The sequence below is a fragment of the Nostoc sp. JL34 genome, assembly GCF_017114945.1.
Lineage (GTDB): Bacteria > Cyanobacteriota > Cyanobacteriia > Cyanobacteriales > Nostocaceae > Nostoc.
In genome coordinates, this window is the sequence record NZ_JABXKQ010000016.1 from 12,464 (window position 1) to 30,206 (window position 17,743).

Below are 17,743 nucleotides of genomic sequence, written 5' to 3' on the forward strand. Positions count from 1 at the left end.
TTGATTGAATTAGTTAAGAGCTTGGTCATGCGAGTGACCGAGCTTTTTTCTAAGCAATTTAGCGTTGATAAAAAAGTACTAAAGACTTTCGAGATTTTTAAGCACCTCTGCGGCTGACTGATATCGTTGAGTGAAGTCAAAATGTACCATTTTATTTAAAATCATCACTAACTCGTCTGTAGCGTCAGTCAATTCGCGCCAATGTTGCCAAATCTGTTGATTAGCATCAGCTTGGCTTTGGATAATTATTTCACCAGTATTTGTGTCTCTACGAAACTCTCTAGGTTCTACCCCAGTTAAACCTTGTATTCCCATAATTCCCAACGCATAAATATCGCTGTTGAGTTTTGGCAACCCGCTCATTTGTTCCGAAGGTGCATAACTAGGAGTGCCAATTGAAATTGTCTGAGCTTCTTGCTGTTGAGGTTGAATCTGCTTAACAGCGCCAAAGTCAATTAAAACAATGTGCCCATCTGATTCTCGCCTAATTAAGTTACTAGGTTTGATATCTCGATGGATTACGCCATAGCTGTGAACAAAAACCAGCACGTTTAAAACTTCTTTGAGTATCTCCACAACTTCAGCTTGTTTTAGTCGCTTCCCAGCACTTAGCTCTTTATCCATAGCGTGCCCTCGAACAAATTCTTGCACTAAAGAAAATTGCCGATTTTCTTCAAAAAAAGCTAGCAGTTGGGGAATTTGTGGATGCTTACCCAAAGTTTCTAAAATTTCTGCTTCCGCGTCGAATAGGCGTCTGACAATATTTAAATATTCTGCATCTTGGCGAGGAGGTCGCAACTGTTTAACCACACACTGCGGATTACCAGGACGCTGGATATCGTCAGCCAAATAAGTATTGCTAAATCCTCCAGAACCCAAGGGTTGAGTAATTTTGTAGCGGTTATTTAGTACCGTTCCTAGTGCAATTTCTTGCCCGATGGAATCAACAATTACCGTTGGCGCTTCATTTGAGGCGTTGCCACGCTGCCGTAAAAGATTTTGTAATTCTAGAATTAATTGTTGGTGTTCTTGAACTCGTTGGGTAATTTCTTTTTGCTCTTGCTGGGTTTGATAAGCACTATAGGCAAGGACACTGGCGGCGGTAAATACTAACCCCAACGCCGGAGGTATGACTGGGAACCATCCAGCTTGGGTAAAAATGAAAAAATTGGCTCCAAATAATACTGCCAGGGCTGTTGCTGCTGCCAATCCTAAGCCTAGCGGATGTTGAATCCGCCATACCAGCAACCCACCAACTACAGTCCATCCCCATATCCAAAGGACTTCACCCCACTCAGGCAAAAACCAAAATAGAGGCTGCTTGTTCAGAACAGCACTGAGAATTTGACTAACGCTGTGAGCATGAATTTCAATTCCGGCCATTTTGCCAGAATTATCTGACTTACCACTAGCAAAGGGCGTATTAAAAATATCATTTAAACTATTGGCTGTTGAACCAATCAAAACGATGCGGTCTTTAACTAAATCTGGTTTAACTTGATTTGCAAGTACTTCTGTAATAGTTACCTGCTGGGCAATCTGATGACCAGAACGGTAATTAAGCAGGATTTGGTAGCCATTGGTATCTGCTTTTTCATAGCCGCCAGCGTTACTTTGCAGGGATTTAAATATAGTATTGCGTAGTCGTAGTTCCTTTTTGGGGGTAAATTCTAGTTGGATACCTCCAACTTCTAAATATTTGAGTGCTAGTTGTAAGCTAAAGGAATAGGTACTTTGACAAGAATCGGACTCCTCTGCACTTACTAATAAGAGGTTGCGGCGAATTGTGGCATCAGTATCTTCTACGACATCATTGAATCCTACTCGCTCTGCTTCAACGCCCTTTGGGGGTGCTACTCCTGGATTGTTAGAACCAGAATGTTTGCAGATAGGAATGATGATATCGCTCTGTTGGAGGCGTTGCAGTAGCTTGTCATGACCAGGCGGTACTGGTAAGTCACGAAAAATATCTAAACCAATGACTCGCGGTTGATATTCTTCAAGTTTGCCTAATAGCCTGTCTAGAAGTTCGCTAGACAGGGGCCAATTCCATTTTTGGATATCTTTTTCACTTAAAGCAACAATCAACAAACGAGAGTCTGGGCCTGGGTCGGCGCGTAATTGCATCATTTGGTCGTAGACCTTCATTTCTAAAGGCTCGAAAACCCCCAGTTTTTGAATTCCTACTAACAGAAGTGTTGCGATCGCACTTGAAAGAATAACTGGCTGTCTAAATAAACTTTTAAAAGTTACAACCATTTTTTTAAATAGATTTTACTTTAAAATATAGGTATATTTTGAGATTAATTTTTAATATTGAAATTATTCTACGCAATTTGCAACTTTTCAAAAAATATAGTAATCATATTTTACTTACAAACACCAAAATGCTCAAATCCCCGACTCCTTTAAGAAGTCAGGGATATTTTTGTTCGTGACTCATTTAGAATTGCTATCTGTGTTTCAGATAATGCACAATCGCCTCTGCTGTTGACAAGTTAGTAGCCAATAAGACTTGATTAATAGTGCATAATCTTAACAGTGCTTCTTCATTTGCTTGACCTGGCTGAGGTTGCAGCAAATCTCGCAGGAAAATAACTGCTACAATTTCTCCGGCTCCAACCAATGAAGCAATTGTTTGATACCCTCCAGAAGTTGGTGCGGGAGTTTGTTGACTAATTGTTATCCCTGCCTGCTGATGTAAAACTTCACTAACAGATGGCCAGGTAATTGTAAAACTCTGCGCGAAAAATTCCTGATGTTCGGAAACCAATTCAGCAAGTTCTGATTTCTTGCTTTCATGAGCGATGAGAACTATATTTCTTTCAACGATTGTTTGAGGAGGCTCACTGACATTTGTTTCTTCTGGAGTTTCATCAGGTTGAGTTACTTCTGCTTCAGAAACTTGTTCAATAGTTTGACTGACGTTCTCAGTAACTCCACTTTCTGTTGTTTCCAAAGATTGAATATCAGCTGAGTCAGAGACTTCACTTACTTGTGCAGAAATATCATCAACATCTACACTGACTTCTTCAAGACTTGTATTACTCAAATCAATGTCTTGACTGCTGAAAATTTCTGCAATGTTCTCATCAGGCGCAGTCAATGTTTCAGGAACTTCATTGACTGTTTCATCAACAGCAGAACTAGATTCTACTTCGTTAACATCTGCGCTATCTTCTCCTGCAACTGATGTATCCCAATCTACCACTTCATCACTGGCATCCTGTGGGACTTGGCTTAATGTTTCTTGCGGCTGAATGTCCGTATTTTCAGGAACTTCGTTGACAACTTCATCAACTTCTGCACTTTCTACAACTGGCGTATCCAAATCTACTATTTCATGATGAGTAGCTTCTGGAGCGGCGCTCTCCTCCTCAGATACTTGGTGGAAAATATCACGCGGCTGTACGAAGGTGACTTCTGCTGCTAGTGCTGCTTCCAACTCCGCATATTCATCGTCGGTAGCTTCTGGAATGGCACTCTGTGCAGGAACTTCGTTGAAAATATCACGCGGCTGTACGAAGGTAACTTCTGCTTCCAGTGCTGCCTCTAACTCTGCATACTCGTCGTCAGTAGCTTCGGGAATAGCACTTGTATCACGCCGCTGTACGAAGGTAGATTCTGCGGCCAGTGCTGCCTCTAACTCTGCAACCTCGTCGTGGGTAGCTTCTGGAAGAACACTTTCATTTTCGGGAGTTTCAATGATGTTTTCAGGTGCAGCTATGGCGTCATCAGGTTCAGTCAGAGAAACTTCTGAGGCTTCATTGATTTCTGGAACCTCTACTTCCTCACTATCTGCTGCAACTAATGTCCGCAAATCCGCTTCATCACGCACATTGTGTGGAACTTCGCTGACTGCTTCTGATGACTCAATAATGTTTTCAGGGGCGATTATCTCAACAACCGGGATGACATCATCAGGTTGAGTAGAAACAACTTCTGAGATTTCGCTGATTACTGGGGAAGGAGCATTAATTTCAGGTGATTCTACTTCTTGACTAATTGGCGCTGGAACTTCGTTGAGTACCTCTGGGGCTGAATTAACGATATTGGGAGTGCTGATATTTTCAGGCGATCGCGGCCGAGAAAACAGTGAAGGATCTATAATTCTAAAGACTGTCTCTGCTTGCTCATAGGCGGGAGCAACTGCTTCCAAAATCAAAACATAATCTGCAATCCGAATAATATCTCCATCACTCAAAGAATATGGTCTATCTTTTTCAGCCTGTTTCCCGTTAAATATTGAGCCATTTCTACTGCCAAGGTCAGAGAAATAGTAATTTCCAGCTTTAACAAAAAACTTAGCATGTACTCGACTGATATCAGGGCTGTCTAGGATTAAATCAGAATCAGGAGAACGACCTATTAGCCATTCTCCTCTCGTTGGAGTTTCTGTGGTAAGGTCAACTTCATTGACTTCACTTAGATTTGGTGAGTAGCTAACTTTTACTTTCATATTAATTTTTGGTTAATTTTATTGATTTCTGCCACCCAGCGCTGACGGGTAGTATGTTCTAAATTTAAAATATCATCTTGTGACCAGTGGAAATGATAAGCAATAAAAGCTACCTCCTCATATAAAGTATCAGAGGGGTAGCTTACGACTCCCCCGCTAGTTCTAGCTCCACTGAAAATTGAGTATTGCAGTGGGGACATTGTGTCGAAATGTGTATATTACCTTGTTGATTGATTCGATTATAAAATTCTCGGAGATAGGCAATGTCATGTAAGAGCAGTGCTTCAAGTAAATCAGGACTAACAGAATTGAAACTGCCCAAGCGAGTAATGACTCGTGCAAGCATTACTAATACGCCGTAAGCCTGATTTTCCTGAACTTTGCGCTCTTGTTGCACCAAAATTTCATCTTTAGCGGTGGCTAAACGCATCACCCCATGACGATGTATTCGTTGTTCACCATCACTCAATCCTCTAGGAAGAGTGAAGGCAAATTCTGTGCAGAGAGTGTCCTTTTTACGGCGCATAGGTTATTGAATTTGGGCATTGGGTATGAGTCTCTGACTGGTTCCCAGCTTTCAGGCTGGGAGGCTCCGCCTCCTCTTTGTTGACAAGAGGTAGAACCTTTACCTTTGGGAATACATTCTCAGCCTGGAGGCTGGGAACGAGGCTAATGAGGCTTTGAACTCCTTTAAATGAGCCTTTGATACTTGCAGACGTAGCTTGGAACTTTTCCCCCTGCCCCCTATGCTTTATGTCCAACTCAATTATGAAGAACTGCTTCGGGAGAACTTACTGTATCTTCCGGTATGGAAGTTTCGCCTTCCAAGCCATTGATTCGACGGTAAAAATCTTGGAGATAATTTAAATCTTGGGAAAAAAAGTTTTCCACGATTGCAGGAGTAACTTCTGATAAAGCACCCAAGTGGGTAATCACTCGCGACAAGATAATAATTGTGGCATAAACGGGATTCGCCTTAACACGTGGGTCACGCAAGGGTGCAATCTCGTCTATCGCTGTTGATAACCGCATTACACCTTTGCGATGGAGGTTGCCTTCAGAGTCTAGATACCCCTTTGGCAGTGTAAATTCAAACTCTGTGGGAAACATAATTCTCCTAATTATTTCACGCGTTTAAATTCCTCAAAAGCAACCTCCACTTCCTCAATTTCGATGTCATGGCTGCGGGCGTTAACATCGGCAATTTTGTAACTTGCGGGCCAAGCACCAGCTAATTCAAATCTAGCGATTTCTTGATTTGCCTGATTATAAATAGATAAAGCAACAAGTCTACGTTGCTGTGACCAATTACCCTGCTGGACTTTTTCAAACCACTTCCAAAAATCCATAGAGTTGGTGGTACCTCTACGCAGAATGAGATTACCACTCTTAGGATTGCTGGGAAGCTTAGTTCTCACCACCTGACCTTTTGATTGCCCTTTTGTACCCCAGGTTTGAGAAGTAACTTCAGTAATTTCAATTACCTCTTGGGTTCTTTTGAAGCCTTGACACTCCAAAAAGAAACAATTGGCATCGTTTTGACCTTCTAGTGTCAGTTCTAAATAGAACCGATGGGCTGTCAGAACTTCTGGAATTCGGCTTGCGGATTGTACCACTGTTAATTACTGCAAATGCTAATTATTTAATCCGTTTAATTCCTTCGTGAACCAATTCAACAGTCTCATTTGCCATATCACCACCAGAGGCAGTTAAGGTAGGCCCGGTGTATTTACAGGGATAACAATTGACAATGTTCCAGCGTGCTTTTTCAGAGCCTTGTTGGTCGTAAGCAACCACCGAACCCGTCTTTCGATTCTGTGCCCACTTCCGAGGGTCTCCCATGTCTTCGTTACAATCTTGGTACCATTTGTAAAGGTCTATATCATCAGTGGCGATGACTTTTACTGTGATGTTAGTAAATTTAACAACAGTTGGTGTTGCTTGACGCATGAGTTTAGCGCCTTTAGATGAACCGTGAACTTCTTGCGCTGGTGTATTTTCAACGCCTAGTCCGCTAATTTCTTTGATGAATTTATCAGTAATTCCGTCAGCCTCGAAGTAAAACTTACAAGAGGTTAAAAATTCGCCTGCCATACTTTTAGACTCCTTTGTGTGTAATTAATTTGGGAATGGGGAATGGGGAGAGACGCGATAAATCGCGTCTCTACAAGAGGAGAATTCTTGGTCTATTCACTATCTTCAATGCCATTCCATTGGCTGATGCGGAAAACAACAAACTCCGCCGGTCTGACGGGGCAAACACCGACTTCAATATATAAACGTCCTAAAATTCTGGTTTCTGGTGGGTTCAATTCTTCGTCGCACTTCACATAGAATGCTTGGGCTGGAGATGCCCCAAACAAAGCACCTTCACGCCAGATGCGCTCTAAGAAGTTACTGACGGTACGGGTTACACGTGCCCATAAATCTTGGTCGTTCGGTTCAAAAACTACCCACTGAGTCCCTAATTCTAGGGATTTCTCGATATAGCTAATTAATCTACGCACACTGATGTAACGCCACTCTGTTTTATCTGGCTCAACTAGAGTGCGTGCGCCCCAAATACGGATACCGCGATTGGGGAAACTGCGAATACAATTTATCCCCAAGGGGTTTAATAGCTCTTGTTCGCGGAAGTTGGTGTCATAGCCCAAACCAATTACGCCTCTGGGAACTTCATTTGCAGGGGCTTTGTAAACTCCTCTGGTTTCGTCGGTGCGGGCCCAAACGCCCATCACATGACCACAAGGAGGTACTAAAATTGGATTACCGCGATCGCGTGGATTCGGTACTTTAATCCAAGGATAATAAAGGGCCGCAAACATCGAACGACGGTTAAACCTATTCAACCATTCCACTACTTGTTGCGGTTTGACGGCTTCTGGTGGCGAATCAAGTACAACCATGCGGTTGGGCGGATTGGGAATATCGCCACTGGCAGAACCCTCGCACATACTAATCATCAACTCGATGATGCCGTGAACTTGATCTAAATTCAGCACCTGCTCTTGATAAGCCCGCATCACATCAGGACAGGCCAACATTGTGATTTCATCAACTTCAAAGATACCGCGTACCCCGGTGCGATCGTCTCGAACCCCTTCTAAATTTTGTGAAAATCTATCGGGTGTGGCGGCGACAATGGGCGGCGCTAGTTCATATTGACCATTAACCGGACGACGAGCTAAAGGCTGTCCACTTTGAGTTATATCTTCTACAGTGACATACATTGAATTTCTTAATGCCGCCAGCGCATAAGTTGCTGCTTGAGCACCAGGCTCGCGGTTCATTGTCAAATTCTCATATTCTTCTAAAAGCTCATCTCCTCGACGAATTTGGATGGTAAAATATTCGCCCGTATTTGGAGGCGCTTCTCCTTCAGTACCTTCGGGTAAGGCGCGGGGCGAACCATCAATAATAACGATATTTACTAATCCGCCTGCTGCTTGCTCAGGGCGCAAAGTAAAGCGCAGGGCTGGACGATTACCTCGAGCGTTGATTCGTAAGTTAGCGGGTTCTGGAGTTGCGGGTTTGGGTGCGCCGGGTAATTGAGTCCCGATACTTGTCACCCAGCAGCGACCGCCACCGTTCATAAAGTAGCCGTAAACTGAAAAGGGTAAATAGGCGTTGAAGTCGGTGAACCCATCAGAATTGGGACGGGCAAAATAGTTGAGATATTGTGTCCAATTGGTAACTAACACGGGCTTATATAGTTCAGCCCCACCGCGAACGTCTTCTGTAAAGCCGACAAATCCAGCAACTGCCGTGCTAACACCTTCAATTGGTCGGCTACCTCGGTCAATTTCTTCAATGTAGACACCAGGAGCAAAGTAATCAAGTCTAGCCATGAAAGTCTCTCCAAGTCAGTAAAAATCTAATTATTCAGGAGTTAGAAATATTTCTTTGAAAGTATTACTTTGGTTATCTACCAATGCATTGACGTTTTGGGGTAAATAGCCAGGATGATTCAGAGTCAAAACATAATTACCTAAATGAAGGTCTTCAAAGAAGAACAGCCCTTCTTTAGTGGTTAATATGGATTTTTCGGTTCCCCTCACAGCCACTTCTGTCGCAACCAGCGGTAAATTTGTCACAGCACTTTTGACAATACCCGCGATCGCAACTCGCCTGGTTAATACTAGACTGTCACTATCGCGAGACGATTGATTTCGCAAATTGAAAATTCGCTCCCAAACCAAAGGTACTGGAGTCGGTTGTGGCTCGAAGGGGATTGTAACTGTCAAATATAAGGCTGAACGCAATGGCACATTGAGAGCGCTCCATAAAGAGCCAATCTCAATTGGCGGCTCTAAAGCAACTGTCAGGTTCAAATTCCCATAGCCCCGTAATTCAGGAACCAAAAACTCCTCTTCCAAGGTGCGATGGCGCAACAGCACAGTTAACGCCTCACTAATAAAGTGATGCTCACCTAAAGCTGTTCTATCCCAGGCTGTTAATAGCAGCGAAACATCAAACCAAGCGGGTGCCCAATTTACAGTGGCAGGTTGTAGAGCGCGTGTTAGCTTGCGCTCAACTTGCCTACCAGAATGTTGTACCTGCTTACTCTCACGGATATCAAAAATGTATAAATTGAGAGTCGGGCCTGCTCCCTCTTCCCTGCGATTACCAGGATGGCTAAAGTCAATTTGCTCTGTACTGGTAAGTGAGGTTCCTCCAGCTAGAATTTCGGCTAAAGTTTGAAGAACGAAGATAAGCATGAAGGTGTTCTGCTGGTAGCTAATCCAGATGCATCTACAGTATATGTATCAGTCTTCTAAAGTTAATTAGACTTTTGTCGATATTTTTCGATGGAGAATTGGGCATTGGGCATTGATTATCCCCCTTATCTCCCAATCTCTCAGAATGATGATTGAGAGGACTGGAAAAAATTAGCTTTTCAAGAATCCGAAAAGTAGCAACTTCAGTTTGTAGATTAGTCTTGAGTAGTTCTTGATTGGACGCATGACATTTTTTCTTGTGGGGTAGCACAAAAAGCTTGCTCTAGAGCACCAGTCAAACTTTGATGGATATAATAAGTTCGTAGTCAGGACTTTAGTCCTTGGTTTGAGCGCTGTTCGCGAAGCGTTCCCGTAGGGTAGCGCTCACTACGAACTGATTTATCCAAGTGTTGTAAATAATAGATCCTGTATACCTGTATATACTTAGGTAAATGATATGCAGTTTTAAATATAAGCTTAATAATTCTTAGTACTTATTAGCTACAAAGAGAACTTAACAAAAAAATAAACATTTCTGAGACTGCATAATTTTATACTGGTCAGCAGAAGAGTAAAACATTTGGTTGCAAAAAGCGAGTGAAACTATGACACTAGGCTTTTCTGTAAAAAAACTAGACAATGGCTCTAATTATTTGAATTCCTCAGATATTCAGAGTTTTTGTCAGCTTGAGTCTGAGCAGTTAACTAGTAAATATCCAATTTTTTTCGCTCGGATTGTTTATCACGATTCATTATTGAGAGCTAATCAAGAAGTTATAAATTATGGAGAAGACCAAGCTCCTTTTCCTCCAAAAACTTTAGCTTATTTACGCTCAGAAGCATGGCTTACAGATTTCCCACCTGCTTTTAATTTACATAAATTTAGGCTTAAGGATTTTTCATCTATTTCTTACATTTGCCCCATATCCTATAGAAATCAAAAGCCTGAATACATTCAAATCATTACTCATGAACCTCTCTCATCGACTTTACAGTTATACGTAAAACGCGCTGCTATGCTCCTGAGTAAGTATATAGATATTTACTTAGACTATGGAAGACAAAAAACTGAAGTTCAACTCCTAGAAGATATTCTGCATCGAGTAGGACATCAATTGCGTAACTCTCTAGGACTCATCGGATTGTATGCACATAATCTCTGCTTAGGATTAGAGGATAGTCCTTGGCAAGAACAAGCAACAATCATTGGCGAAAGCATACAAGATTTAGATACTAATTTAAACGAGCTGATTGATTGTGGTCAAAGTTCAAAATTAAGGGTAACACTTCAAGATTTAAGAAGTTTGGTCGTTGAAAGTATCACTAATTTACAACCGCTAATTAATCAGAAAAAACTTAAAATCTCGATTCCCGACATATCGACGCTACTGAAAATAGATAAGTTGCAAATGAAACAGGTTTTTGACAATATTCTCAGTAATGCTGTTCATTTTAGCCCTAATTCAGGAACGATTACCTGTAGTTGGCAAATTTTTCAAGATGAAGTTTTAATTAAAATCTCCGATCAAGGGCCAGGATTGTCTCAAGAGGATTTACAAAAAGTATTTACCCCATTTTATTCCCGGCGTAAAGGAGGTACAGGACTGGGTTTAACTATTGCTAAAAAAATTATTCTGGATCATCAAGGAAGTATTTGGGCACAAGTTTTATCAGAAAAGGGGGCACAATTTTCTGTGATTTTACCCCGACCAAGGAATGGATAAATAATTCGGAATTAGTAATTAAAGATATGGCTAATGATAATAAAAAACTTTCGGTTTTATTGGTAGATGACGAAGAACGCTTCCGTCAAGGATTGCGGACTCTCCTCAATTTTTATAGTATTAATTCTGCGTTACCTGTAGAAGTTATTGGTGATGCAGATTCTGTTGATCAGGTTTTAAAGTTTACAAACCAGAAGTGTCCAGATTTAATTTTGCTGGATATGCAATTGAAAGGATGTGATGGAATTACAGTTTTGGCACGTCTTAAAGAAACTGCTTACACTGGCAAAGTTTTAGTATTGTCGGCTCATCAAGAAGACGACTGGATTTTTAGAGCGATGCAGGGAGGAGCCGCAGGTTATGTGTTTAAAAATCGTGTAGCAACCCAATTGTGTGAAGCCATTGACACTGTAACTAGGTCAGAAATTTATCTACCTTCAGAAGTTGCTAGTCGATTTTTCCGGTTTTTTCAGGCTTATTCAGACTCTTGTGTGAAAGCATGTCATGAAGTGCATTTAACTGAAAGAGAGCAAGAAGTTTTATACTGGTTAACTCAAGGTGCTTCTAATGAAGAAATCGCTAAACATTTATATGTAACAGTTGCTACTGTTAAGGCACATCTCACCAGTATTTTTGAAAAATTGAAGGTTACTAGCCGGACTCAAGCTATTGTAGCTGCCCTCAAGTTAGGATTAGTTCACGCTTGAGCGCGACGGAAGTAATCGGCGCAATTCACGAAACTTTTTGTATATGGCTTCATTTGAATCTTTTTATCAAGAATACCCCTGCTCGTACAATTCTCCCTTAAGTTGCGATCGCCCTTTCCAAACGGCACAGCAAATCAAGGGTGCTAAGTTTTGCTTGGAATGTGGTTTTCCAGCAACTTTACCGCAGGAGGCTGAGATTAAAGGAAATCAGGGGACTTATCAAATAACTAGTTTTGTTGGTGTGCGGGGTTTAGGCCGTTTATACTCAGGTGTTCAACTTAAAGACAAACAGCCTGTCCTCATCAAAGAATATCTGCTACCCAATCGTTCTTTTAATGAAAGTGAGACTCAAAAGCGCAAAGAGACTTTTAAACGGGTGGGTGGGGTAAGTTTAGCCGATAGTCGAGTTCAAAACTTCCGTCTTGTAGAAACTAAAGAAGCGATCGCAGATGAAAAAGGAGAACGCTGTTATTTAATTACTCAAGGAATAGAGTCATCCCAAACATTAGGTAAGTATCTCATAGAAAAGGGATCAATGACATCTCCTGATGTGCGCGAGGTACTTAATCAAGGTTTACAAACTCTCCAGTTTCTCCACACGCAAAAGCTGCGTTTTCCCTCAAATCAAGTACAACTGGGTATAACTCACGGCAATATCAGTTTAGATAGTACTTTAATTAAGGTAGAAAATAATCAAAAGTTTTCTATATACTTTTGTGATTTAGCTATCTGGGAAAACTTATTTATTCCACCGATTATTCCTCAACCCGCGCCCGCTAGACCTGAGCAAGATTTAGAATCATTAGGGTTACTAGCCTTTTCTTTATGGGTAGGACGGACAACTAATTTTTTATCCAACCAGCCTCTCGATCCGAGAGATAATCAACAATGGCCGGATACTGATAGCCATTTAAAGCAGTTTATTTATCGTTTAATTGGTCTGCAAACTCCTTTTGAGAGTGCAGAAGCGGCTCGTCAAGCACTGCTAAAACTTCCTAAAGAAGATGGTGGCAAAAGTTCGGTGAGTTCGTCGCCAGGTTCTCAAGAAATAAAAAAGCCTTTGCCAATGCCCTTACTTTTGCTATTAATCTTGCTTTTATTATTACTTGGTGGAGGAATTTGGTATTGGCTTTGGGGTAGGAAAACAGATAATCCTAATCAATATATCCAATGGTCTAGACTTGTGCGGAATTTCTCAGAAGTCCCCAACGTTCCTTCTGGGCAATTTACCTACACAGGAGAAAAAGACAGTACATGGAGTTTTGTTTTGACACAATCAGTGGACAATAGTCGTTTAGGAGATTTATTGACCAGACCAAAGTCAGATGCAACAGCAACATTTGACTATAAATCTGTTTTGTCATCAAATATAAATAATCCGACTAAAAGTCTCGAAGAAGTCCAAACAAACAAAAAAGATTTTGCAATTACTAGTTTGGTAGACAACATTACAGATAAACTTGCTAAAAAACCAGTAGCTTATGATGGGTTACTAGTTTTTGTAGCATTTAATAAAAGAGATTCAAATCTTGCTAATGCTCTTGGGGGGCAAATCAATCTTGAGCAATTGCGTCAAATTTACACAGGCAAAATTACTAATTGGCAGCAGATTAGTCCTAAACTTCCAAATTTACCTGTGAAACCTTTTGCCCCAACTGAACCAGAAGCAATCAGTAAATTTCAACAAATAGTTCTGAAAAATGCTCCTCAAGACGAAGCTTTATTTGCAGCAAAAGTTACTAAACTTGATACAACAAAAACCCAAAACCTGATCCGCAGTGAGACTTTAGAGGGGCGAAGCACTGGTATTATCAGTTTTGGGATTATCAGTAAAACTTCGAGTCAGTGTACTGGCTATCCGCTAGCGATCGCAGATGCTAAAAAGTCCGCTATTCAACCTCTGTTTCAAAAGCGCGATCGCCGCTCAATTAATCCCTCAGATGACTTGTGTCAGCATGATGATTATTATGTTGATGTCACAACTTTCCAAAGCTACCCCTTGGGATACCCTATTTTTGTAGTGTACCCTAAAGACAGCAACCGCCTGCCTGGTGGTTCTACATTTGCCCAGATGCTAACTACTCGTCAGGGTCAGTGTTTACTTAGTAAAGTAGGTCTTGTAGCTTTACAACCTATGCCTGATGATATAAATTCTTATGCCTGCAAATCGGTGCCCTAATCCCAGTTGCGAATATTTTAACCGCGCCCTGCCTAACAATGCTAAGGTTTGTCCCTGGTGTTCAACTCCTGTGGGCCCTGTAAATAATGTAGTTTCCCCTACACCACAACAACCCAATCAACAACAACCCAATCAACAACCACCTAGTCAATATCAGCGGCCAGCAACAGACCAACCTAACTACCAAGTTCCCCAACAACCTCCCGTTGATTATTCAACAGTCTATCAGCCACGAGTTTCCTATCAACCAACACCGCCTGTTTATACCCCTCCGCCTCAAAGAGCGCCTGTTTTAAAGCTGATTCATAGCACAGGAAGAGAATTTAACCTTGTTGGAGAAGGAGGTTATATTGGTCGCCGCAGTCAGAGTCCAGGAATAGCGCCGCCAGAAATTGACTTGACCGGCATTCCCAGTGAAGGAATAGTCTCTCGTCGTCATGCACGAGTCGATTGGGACTGGTCGCAAAATTCCTACATGATTGTTGATATGAGTACAAATGGTATTTATTTAAACAACAATCCTCTAACTCCTGGTATGCAATATCGCCTGTTAAATGGTGATTCAGTGCGATTTGGTCAGGATAACCTAGTCAACTTCACTGTATATATTGTGTAGTAAAAATATTATTTGAAAATTGACTAATGACCAATGACTAATGACTAAATGAGCAATGTATTTCGGGAATTCGTGCAAAAAGTAGGCAGCGGAAACCACACAGCCGAGAATTTAACTCGCGCCCAAGCAGCCACTGCTACTAAAATGATGCTGTTGGGTGAAGCTACACCAGCCCAAATCGGAGCGTTTTTAATTGCTCATCGAATCAAGCGTCCCACGGGGGAAGAGTTAGCGGGAATGTTGGATGCCTATCATGAACTTGGGCCAAAACTGCAACCAATAGCTTCTCGGCGACCAGCGATCGCTCTTGGTATACCTTATGATGGCAGAACACGCACAGCCCCAATTAGTCCCGTCACAGCTTTATTGCTCGCCGCAGTGGGACAACCAGTGGTAATGCACGGTGGCGATCGCCTACCAACGAAGTATGGTTTACCCCTGATAGATATTTGGCAGGGTTTAGGAGTCGATTGGACGACCCTACCACTGGCAAAAACTCAGCAAGTGTTTGAGCAAACGGGAATCGGCTTTATTTATCTGCCTCAGCATTTTCCCTTAACTACAAGTATTTGGGAGTACCGCGACCAACTTGGCAAACGTCCGCCGTTGGCGACTATGGAGCTAATTTGGTGTCCTTATGCTGGGGATGCTCACGTAATTGCTGGGTTTGTCCATCCGCCAACAGAAGGAATGTTTCAGATAGCTCTGGGACTGCGGGGAGTAACAAAATTTACATTAGTCAAAGGATTGGAAGGTAGTTGCGACTTACCGCGCGATCGCACTGCAATTATCAGCTTATCTTCATCCGTAGCATCCCAAGAGGTAGAACGATTGCACCTCGTACCGCGTGATTACGGTTTCACTACCAAGAACGTACCCCTTGGAACTACTGAAGAACTGGTGGCAGAAATTCAGGAGGTTTTAGCAGGTAAACCAGGTGAATTGATGCAAACAGTCTTGTGGAATGGCGGATTTTATCTATGGCGGAGTGGTATTTGTTCAGATATGGCAGAGGGTTTAGCTAAAGCAGAAGAATTATTAACCAATGGTCTGGTAGCAGCTAAACTCCAAGAACTGAGCCAGGTAGTGAATTCAGTATCAGCATCTATACCCTTTAGGGTGTGAGCGACTTCTCCAAAATAGATTTTTGTTGCAACCAATCCTGACCGACTTGGATACTGATATCCGAGCCAAGGTTACCAGTACTTTCCACGCGCACTTCGCCAAATCCCAAAGTGTTGCGAATTGATTCAGCACTATCACCATCTCCTTGTTGGGCGACAATGTGAGTTACATCTAGAGGTTCACCCCATGCCTTGGCCACATAGATATTGCGATATCCAGATTTTTCCAAAGCTCTAATTAATGGTTGGAGGTTGGAGCGATCGCCACCTGTACTATCTTGAATTGCTACACGCAAAGAGCGTGGATCGGTAGCAGTCGCCAGCTGTTCCTGTTCTGACTCTAAACCAAAGTGTTGAGCCATCAGTTTCGCAATCCCATTTTTGTTAGGCAACCAATAGCTAGCATCAAACTCGCCTTTCTCGCTAAAGCGACCTGGCAGCATTAACATTTGCATATTAGAGCGATTTGTCCGCACCCCAAAACCCATTAGCGCTACTAACTCTTCAACCGTCAAGTTAGTATCAATGTGTTCTTTCACAACATCAAGAACTTTAGGTAATTGAGCAACAGTAGCCGGGTTGAGTGTTTGATCCATCAAAGCGCGAATCACCATTTGCTGCCGCTGAATCCGACCAATATCACCGAGTTCGTCATGGCGAAAACGCAACAATTGTAGTGCCTGATCGCCGTTAAGATGCTGCTTACCCGCCTTCAAATTGATGTACAAATGCTGAGAATCATCTTGGTATTTCATATCTTTGGGGACGTAGACAGTCACACCGCCCAAAGCATCAATTAGCTTGGCAACTCCCAAAACGTTAATTCGGATATAGCGATCAATTCCCGCCCCACCTAAGAGATTGCTGACGGTTCTGGCAGTCAAAGCTGGCCCACCTTCAACATTGGCAGAATTAATTTTTTTCACTCCATACCCCTCTATTTCCGTGCGGGTATCTCTAGGAATGGAGAGCATATTTATTTTTTTCGTCTCTGGATCAAATTTGACCAAGAGCATGACATCGGAAAGACCATCAAAGGAGTTTACTTGGGGCAGGTATTTGAGGTTTTTGGTATCTTCGGGAGGGTTTTGGATATCTGGCGGAAGTACGCTCATTCCCATCACCAAGAGATTCACCGGGCGAGTTAATTCTGAAAATCGCAGCACACCTCCAGAAATACGATCGCTATCAAAGGCCGCCTCATCCTTTGGAGTTAGCTGGGCTTGTTGCAAAGGCGTACTGGTTAAAGATACCGCCAAAAGTGCCCCCGCAGTTGCTGACACCATTGCAATACCACTCATCCCTACCCAAAACCACAGCCAACGTCCTGATGTCGATTTCTGGGGAATTTTTTTACTGGACTTTGAGGCTTTTCCCGACTGGTTTTCTTCCGCCGAACTTCTTTGAATGGTCACAGACTTCCTCACACTTACTCACTAATCAAATTCGGTAAATTTGCAGACTAAAAACATCCAAACAAATCAACCCATAATAGCTAACTCTTAATTATCAGTGCTAACTTTTTTAATGTAGTGTCAACCACAACACTTATAGCAGCATTTCTCTTTCTTTTGGGCCAATCTAGAGATGTTTTACTGAAGTATGGCAATAATAAACTGGATTTGACTAGATATATGGATAAATCAACTGTAAATTTTTAGGAAATAAGTAAAAACACTGACAAATTGTCACCATAAAAAATTAAGATAAATACTTGCTAAGCACTCGTTCTGCTAAATTACTAACCCCTGGTAAACGACCAGATTTGCCCTGCATCAGGCGCAAAATCAACCAGACACTTACTAAAAAGTAACCCGACGTGAGAAAGCTATTCAGGATAAATAGACGTAGCGGAAAAAAATCTGAAGTTGCTGCTCCGGTCGCTAATAATAGATAACCTAACAGCCAAGTAAGTGCCAAAGTAATAGACAGACGACTAATAGCAAGTTGTTCCCGACTACCCTGGCCCCGATAGAGAGTCCACAAGGATGGAAAAAAGCCGATAATCGGAACTAAGTGTAAAAGTAACTGTGTTTTTGAGATTGGGAATTGGGAATTGGGCATTGGGCATTGGGCATTGGGAGGAGACAAAGGAGAGACTTCTTCAATAATTCTTCCTTGTCCCCTCTGTCCTCCTTGTCCCTCTTCTCCCCCCAGTCCCCAGTCCCCAGTCCCCAGTCCCCAGTCTCCATTCTCTTTCGGTTCAAAATTATTCA

Annotated in this window: 16 protein-coding genes; 5 read left to right on the forward strand and 11 right to left on the reverse strand. The window is 42.1% G+C overall.

Going from position 1 to position 17,743, the window contains the following annotated elements:
• Nucleotides 1-78: 78 nt before the first annotated feature.
• From HWQ44_RS02385 to HWQ44_RS02420, 9 genes are all read right to left on the reverse strand, one after another.
• Nucleotides 79-2,259 (reverse strand): CHASE2 domain-containing serine/threonine-protein kinase, encoded by a 2,181-nt coding sequence (locus HWQ44_RS02385; RefSeq protein ID WP_292714245.1) that lies wholly within the window; start codon nucleotides 2,257-2,259, stop codon nucleotides 79-81.
• A gap of 193 nt (nucleotides 2,260-2,452) precedes the next feature.
• Entirely contained in the window at nucleotides 2,453-4,459 is a 2,007-nt protein-coding gene (locus HWQ44_RS02390) for an FHA domain-containing protein (RefSeq protein WP_292714248.1), read from the reverse strand.
• Nucleotides 4,456-4,659 carry a DUF6760 family protein gene (locus tag HWQ44_RS33495; protein WP_313931140.1) on the reverse strand — a complete coding sequence of 68 codons (204 nt, stop codon included), beginning with the start codon at nucleotides 4,657-4,659 and terminating at the stop codon, nucleotides 4,456-4,458. Before HWQ44_RS33495 ends, HWQ44_RS02390 begins: the two co-directional genes overlap by 4 nt.
• Nucleotides 4,602-4,985 carry a phage tail assembly protein gene (locus tag HWQ44_RS02395; protein ID WP_292714251.1) on the reverse strand — a complete coding sequence of 128 codons (384 nt, stop codon included), beginning with the start codon at nucleotides 4,983-4,985 and terminating at the stop codon, nucleotides 4,602-4,604. The genes HWQ44_RS33495 and HWQ44_RS02395 overlap by 58 nt, the downstream gene beginning before the upstream one ends.
• Nucleotides 4,986-5,221: 236 nt before the next feature.
• Complete coding sequence (locus tag HWQ44_RS02400) at nucleotides 5,222-5,569, reverse strand: hypothetical protein (RefSeq protein ID WP_099100386.1); 348 nt, start codon at nucleotides 5,567-5,569, stop codon at nucleotides 5,222-5,224.
• Nucleotides 5,570-5,580: 11 nt separating this feature from the next.
• Nucleotides 5,581-6,075: a phage tail protein gene (locus tag HWQ44_RS02405; protein WP_292714257.1), complete on the reverse strand. Its 495-nt coding sequence runs from the start codon at nucleotides 6,073-6,075 to the stop codon at nucleotides 5,581-5,583.
• 22 nt (nucleotides 6,076-6,097) lie between these two features.
• Nucleotides 6,098-6,553: a phage tail protein gene (locus HWQ44_RS02410; RefSeq protein ID WP_094331970.1), complete on the reverse strand. Its 456-nt coding sequence runs from the start codon at nucleotides 6,551-6,553 to the stop codon at nucleotides 6,098-6,100.
• 92 nt (nucleotides 6,554-6,645) lie between these two features.
• Nucleotides 6,646-8,307: a phage tail sheath C-terminal domain-containing protein gene (locus tag HWQ44_RS02415; protein WP_292714264.1), complete on the reverse strand. Its 1,662-nt coding sequence runs from the start codon at nucleotides 8,305-8,307 to the stop codon at nucleotides 6,646-6,648.
• Nucleotides 8,308-8,337: 30 nt separating this feature from the next.
• Nucleotides 8,338-9,177, reverse strand: a complete 840-nt coding sequence (locus tag HWQ44_RS02420; protein WP_292714267.1) for a Pvc16 family protein — start codon at nucleotides 9,175-9,177, stop codon at nucleotides 8,338-8,340.
• A 605-nt stretch (nucleotides 9,178-9,782) separates the two neighbouring features.
• Between HWQ44_RS02420 and HWQ44_RS02425 the strand changes: the two genes are divergently transcribed.
• The 5 genes from HWQ44_RS02425 to HWQ44_RS02445 are packed head-to-tail and all read left to right on the forward strand — an operon-like array spanning nucleotide 9,783 to nucleotide 15,528.
• Nucleotides 9,783-10,901 (forward strand): HAMP domain-containing sensor histidine kinase, encoded by a 1,119-nt coding sequence (locus tag HWQ44_RS02425; protein ID WP_292714270.1) that lies wholly within the window; start codon nucleotides 9,783-9,785, stop codon nucleotides 10,899-10,901.
• Nucleotides 10,902-10,927: 26 nt separating this feature from the next.
• Nucleotides 10,928-11,608 carry a response regulator transcription factor gene (locus HWQ44_RS02430; RefSeq protein WP_292714273.1) on the forward strand — a complete coding sequence of 227 codons (681 nt, stop codon included), beginning with the start codon at nucleotides 10,928-10,930 and terminating at the stop codon, nucleotides 11,606-11,608.
• A 43-nt stretch (nucleotides 11,609-11,651) separates the two neighbouring features.
• Nucleotides 11,652-13,787, forward strand: coding sequence for a substrate-binding domain-containing protein (locus tag HWQ44_RS02435; RefSeq protein ID WP_292714275.1), 2,136 nt, complete (start codon nucleotides 11,652-11,654; stop codon nucleotides 13,785-13,787).
• The gene (locus HWQ44_RS02440) at nucleotides 13,765-14,403 is read left to right on the forward strand and encodes an FHA domain-containing protein (protein WP_292714278.1); all 639 of its coding nucleotides are present in this window, start codon (nucleotides 13,765-13,767) and stop codon (nucleotides 14,401-14,403) included. The genes HWQ44_RS02435 and HWQ44_RS02440 overlap by 23 nt, the downstream gene beginning before the upstream one ends.
• Nucleotides 14,404-14,451: 48 nt before the next feature.
• A complete protein-coding gene (locus tag HWQ44_RS02445; protein ID WP_292714281.1) occupies nucleotides 14,452-15,528 on the forward strand; it encodes an anthranilate phosphoribosyltransferase family protein in 1,077 nt (358 codons plus the stop codon).
• On the opposite strand, the gene HWQ44_RS02450 is transcribed toward HWQ44_RS02445, so the two are convergent.
• Together HWQ44_RS02450 and HWQ44_RS02455 are read right to left on the reverse strand one after the other, a co-directional pair.
• A complete protein-coding gene (locus HWQ44_RS02450; RefSeq protein WP_292714284.1) occupies nucleotides 15,518-16,942 on the reverse strand; it encodes an LCP family protein in 1,425 nt (474 codons plus the stop codon). The two genes, HWQ44_RS02445 and HWQ44_RS02450, sit on opposite strands and share 11 nt — an antisense overlap.
• Before the next feature lie 286 nt (nucleotides 16,943-17,228).
• Nucleotides 17,229-17,591, reverse strand: coding sequence for a hypothetical protein (locus tag HWQ44_RS02455; protein ID WP_292714338.1), 363 nt, complete (start codon nucleotides 17,589-17,591; stop codon nucleotides 17,229-17,231).
• Nucleotides 17,592-17,743 lie beyond the last annotated feature (152 nt).

Coding starts and splice junctions, on each gene's coding strand:
- HWQ44_RS02390 (WP_292714248.1), bottom strand. CDS start 4,459: ATGAAAGTAAAAGTTAGCTACTCACCAAATCTAAGTGAAGTCAATGAA.
- HWQ44_RS02445 (WP_292714281.1), top strand. CDS start 14,452: ATGAGCAATGTATTTCGGGAATTCGTGCAAAAAGTAGGCAGCGGAAAC.
- HWQ44_RS02385 (WP_292714245.1), bottom strand. CDS start 2,259: ATGGTTGTAACTTTTAAAAGTTTATTTAGACAGCCAGTTATTCTTTCA.
- HWQ44_RS02415 (WP_292714264.1), bottom strand. CDS start 8,307: ATGGCTAGACTTGATTACTTTGCTCCTGGTGTCTACATTGAAGAAATT.
- HWQ44_RS02425 (WP_292714270.1), top strand. CDS start 9,783: ATGACACTAGGCTTTTCTGTAAAAAAACTAGACAATGGCTCTAATTAT.
- HWQ44_RS02455 (WP_292714338.1), bottom strand. CDS start 17,591: ATGCCCAATTCCCAATTCCCAATCTCAAAAACACAGTTACTTTTACAC.
- HWQ44_RS02440 (WP_292714278.1), top strand. CDS start 13,765: ATGCCTGCAAATCGGTGCCCTAATCCCAGTTGCGAATATTTTAACCGC.
- HWQ44_RS02430 (WP_292714273.1), top strand. CDS start 10,928: ATGGCTAATGATAATAAAAAACTTTCGGTTTTATTGGTAGATGACGAA.
- HWQ44_RS02420 (WP_292714267.1), bottom strand. CDS start 9,177: ATGCTTATCTTCGTTCTTCAAACTTTAGCCGAAATTCTAGCTGGAGGA.
- HWQ44_RS02435 (WP_292714275.1), top strand. CDS start 11,652: ATGGCTTCATTTGAATCTTTTTATCAAGAATACCCCTGCTCGTACAAT.
- HWQ44_RS02400 (WP_099100386.1), bottom strand. CDS start 5,569: ATGTTTCCCACAGAGTTTGAATTTACACTGCCAAAGGGGTATCTAGAC.
- HWQ44_RS02410 (WP_094331970.1), bottom strand. CDS start 6,553: ATGGCAGGCGAATTTTTAACCTCTTGTAAGTTTTACTTCGAGGCTGAC.
- HWQ44_RS33495 (WP_313931140.1), bottom strand. CDS start 4,659: ATGTCCCCACTGCAATACTCAATTTTCAGTGGAGCTAGAACTAGCGGG.
- HWQ44_RS02395 (WP_292714251.1), bottom strand. CDS start 4,985: ATGCGCCGTAAAAAGGACACTCTCTGCACAGAATTTGCCTTCACTCTT.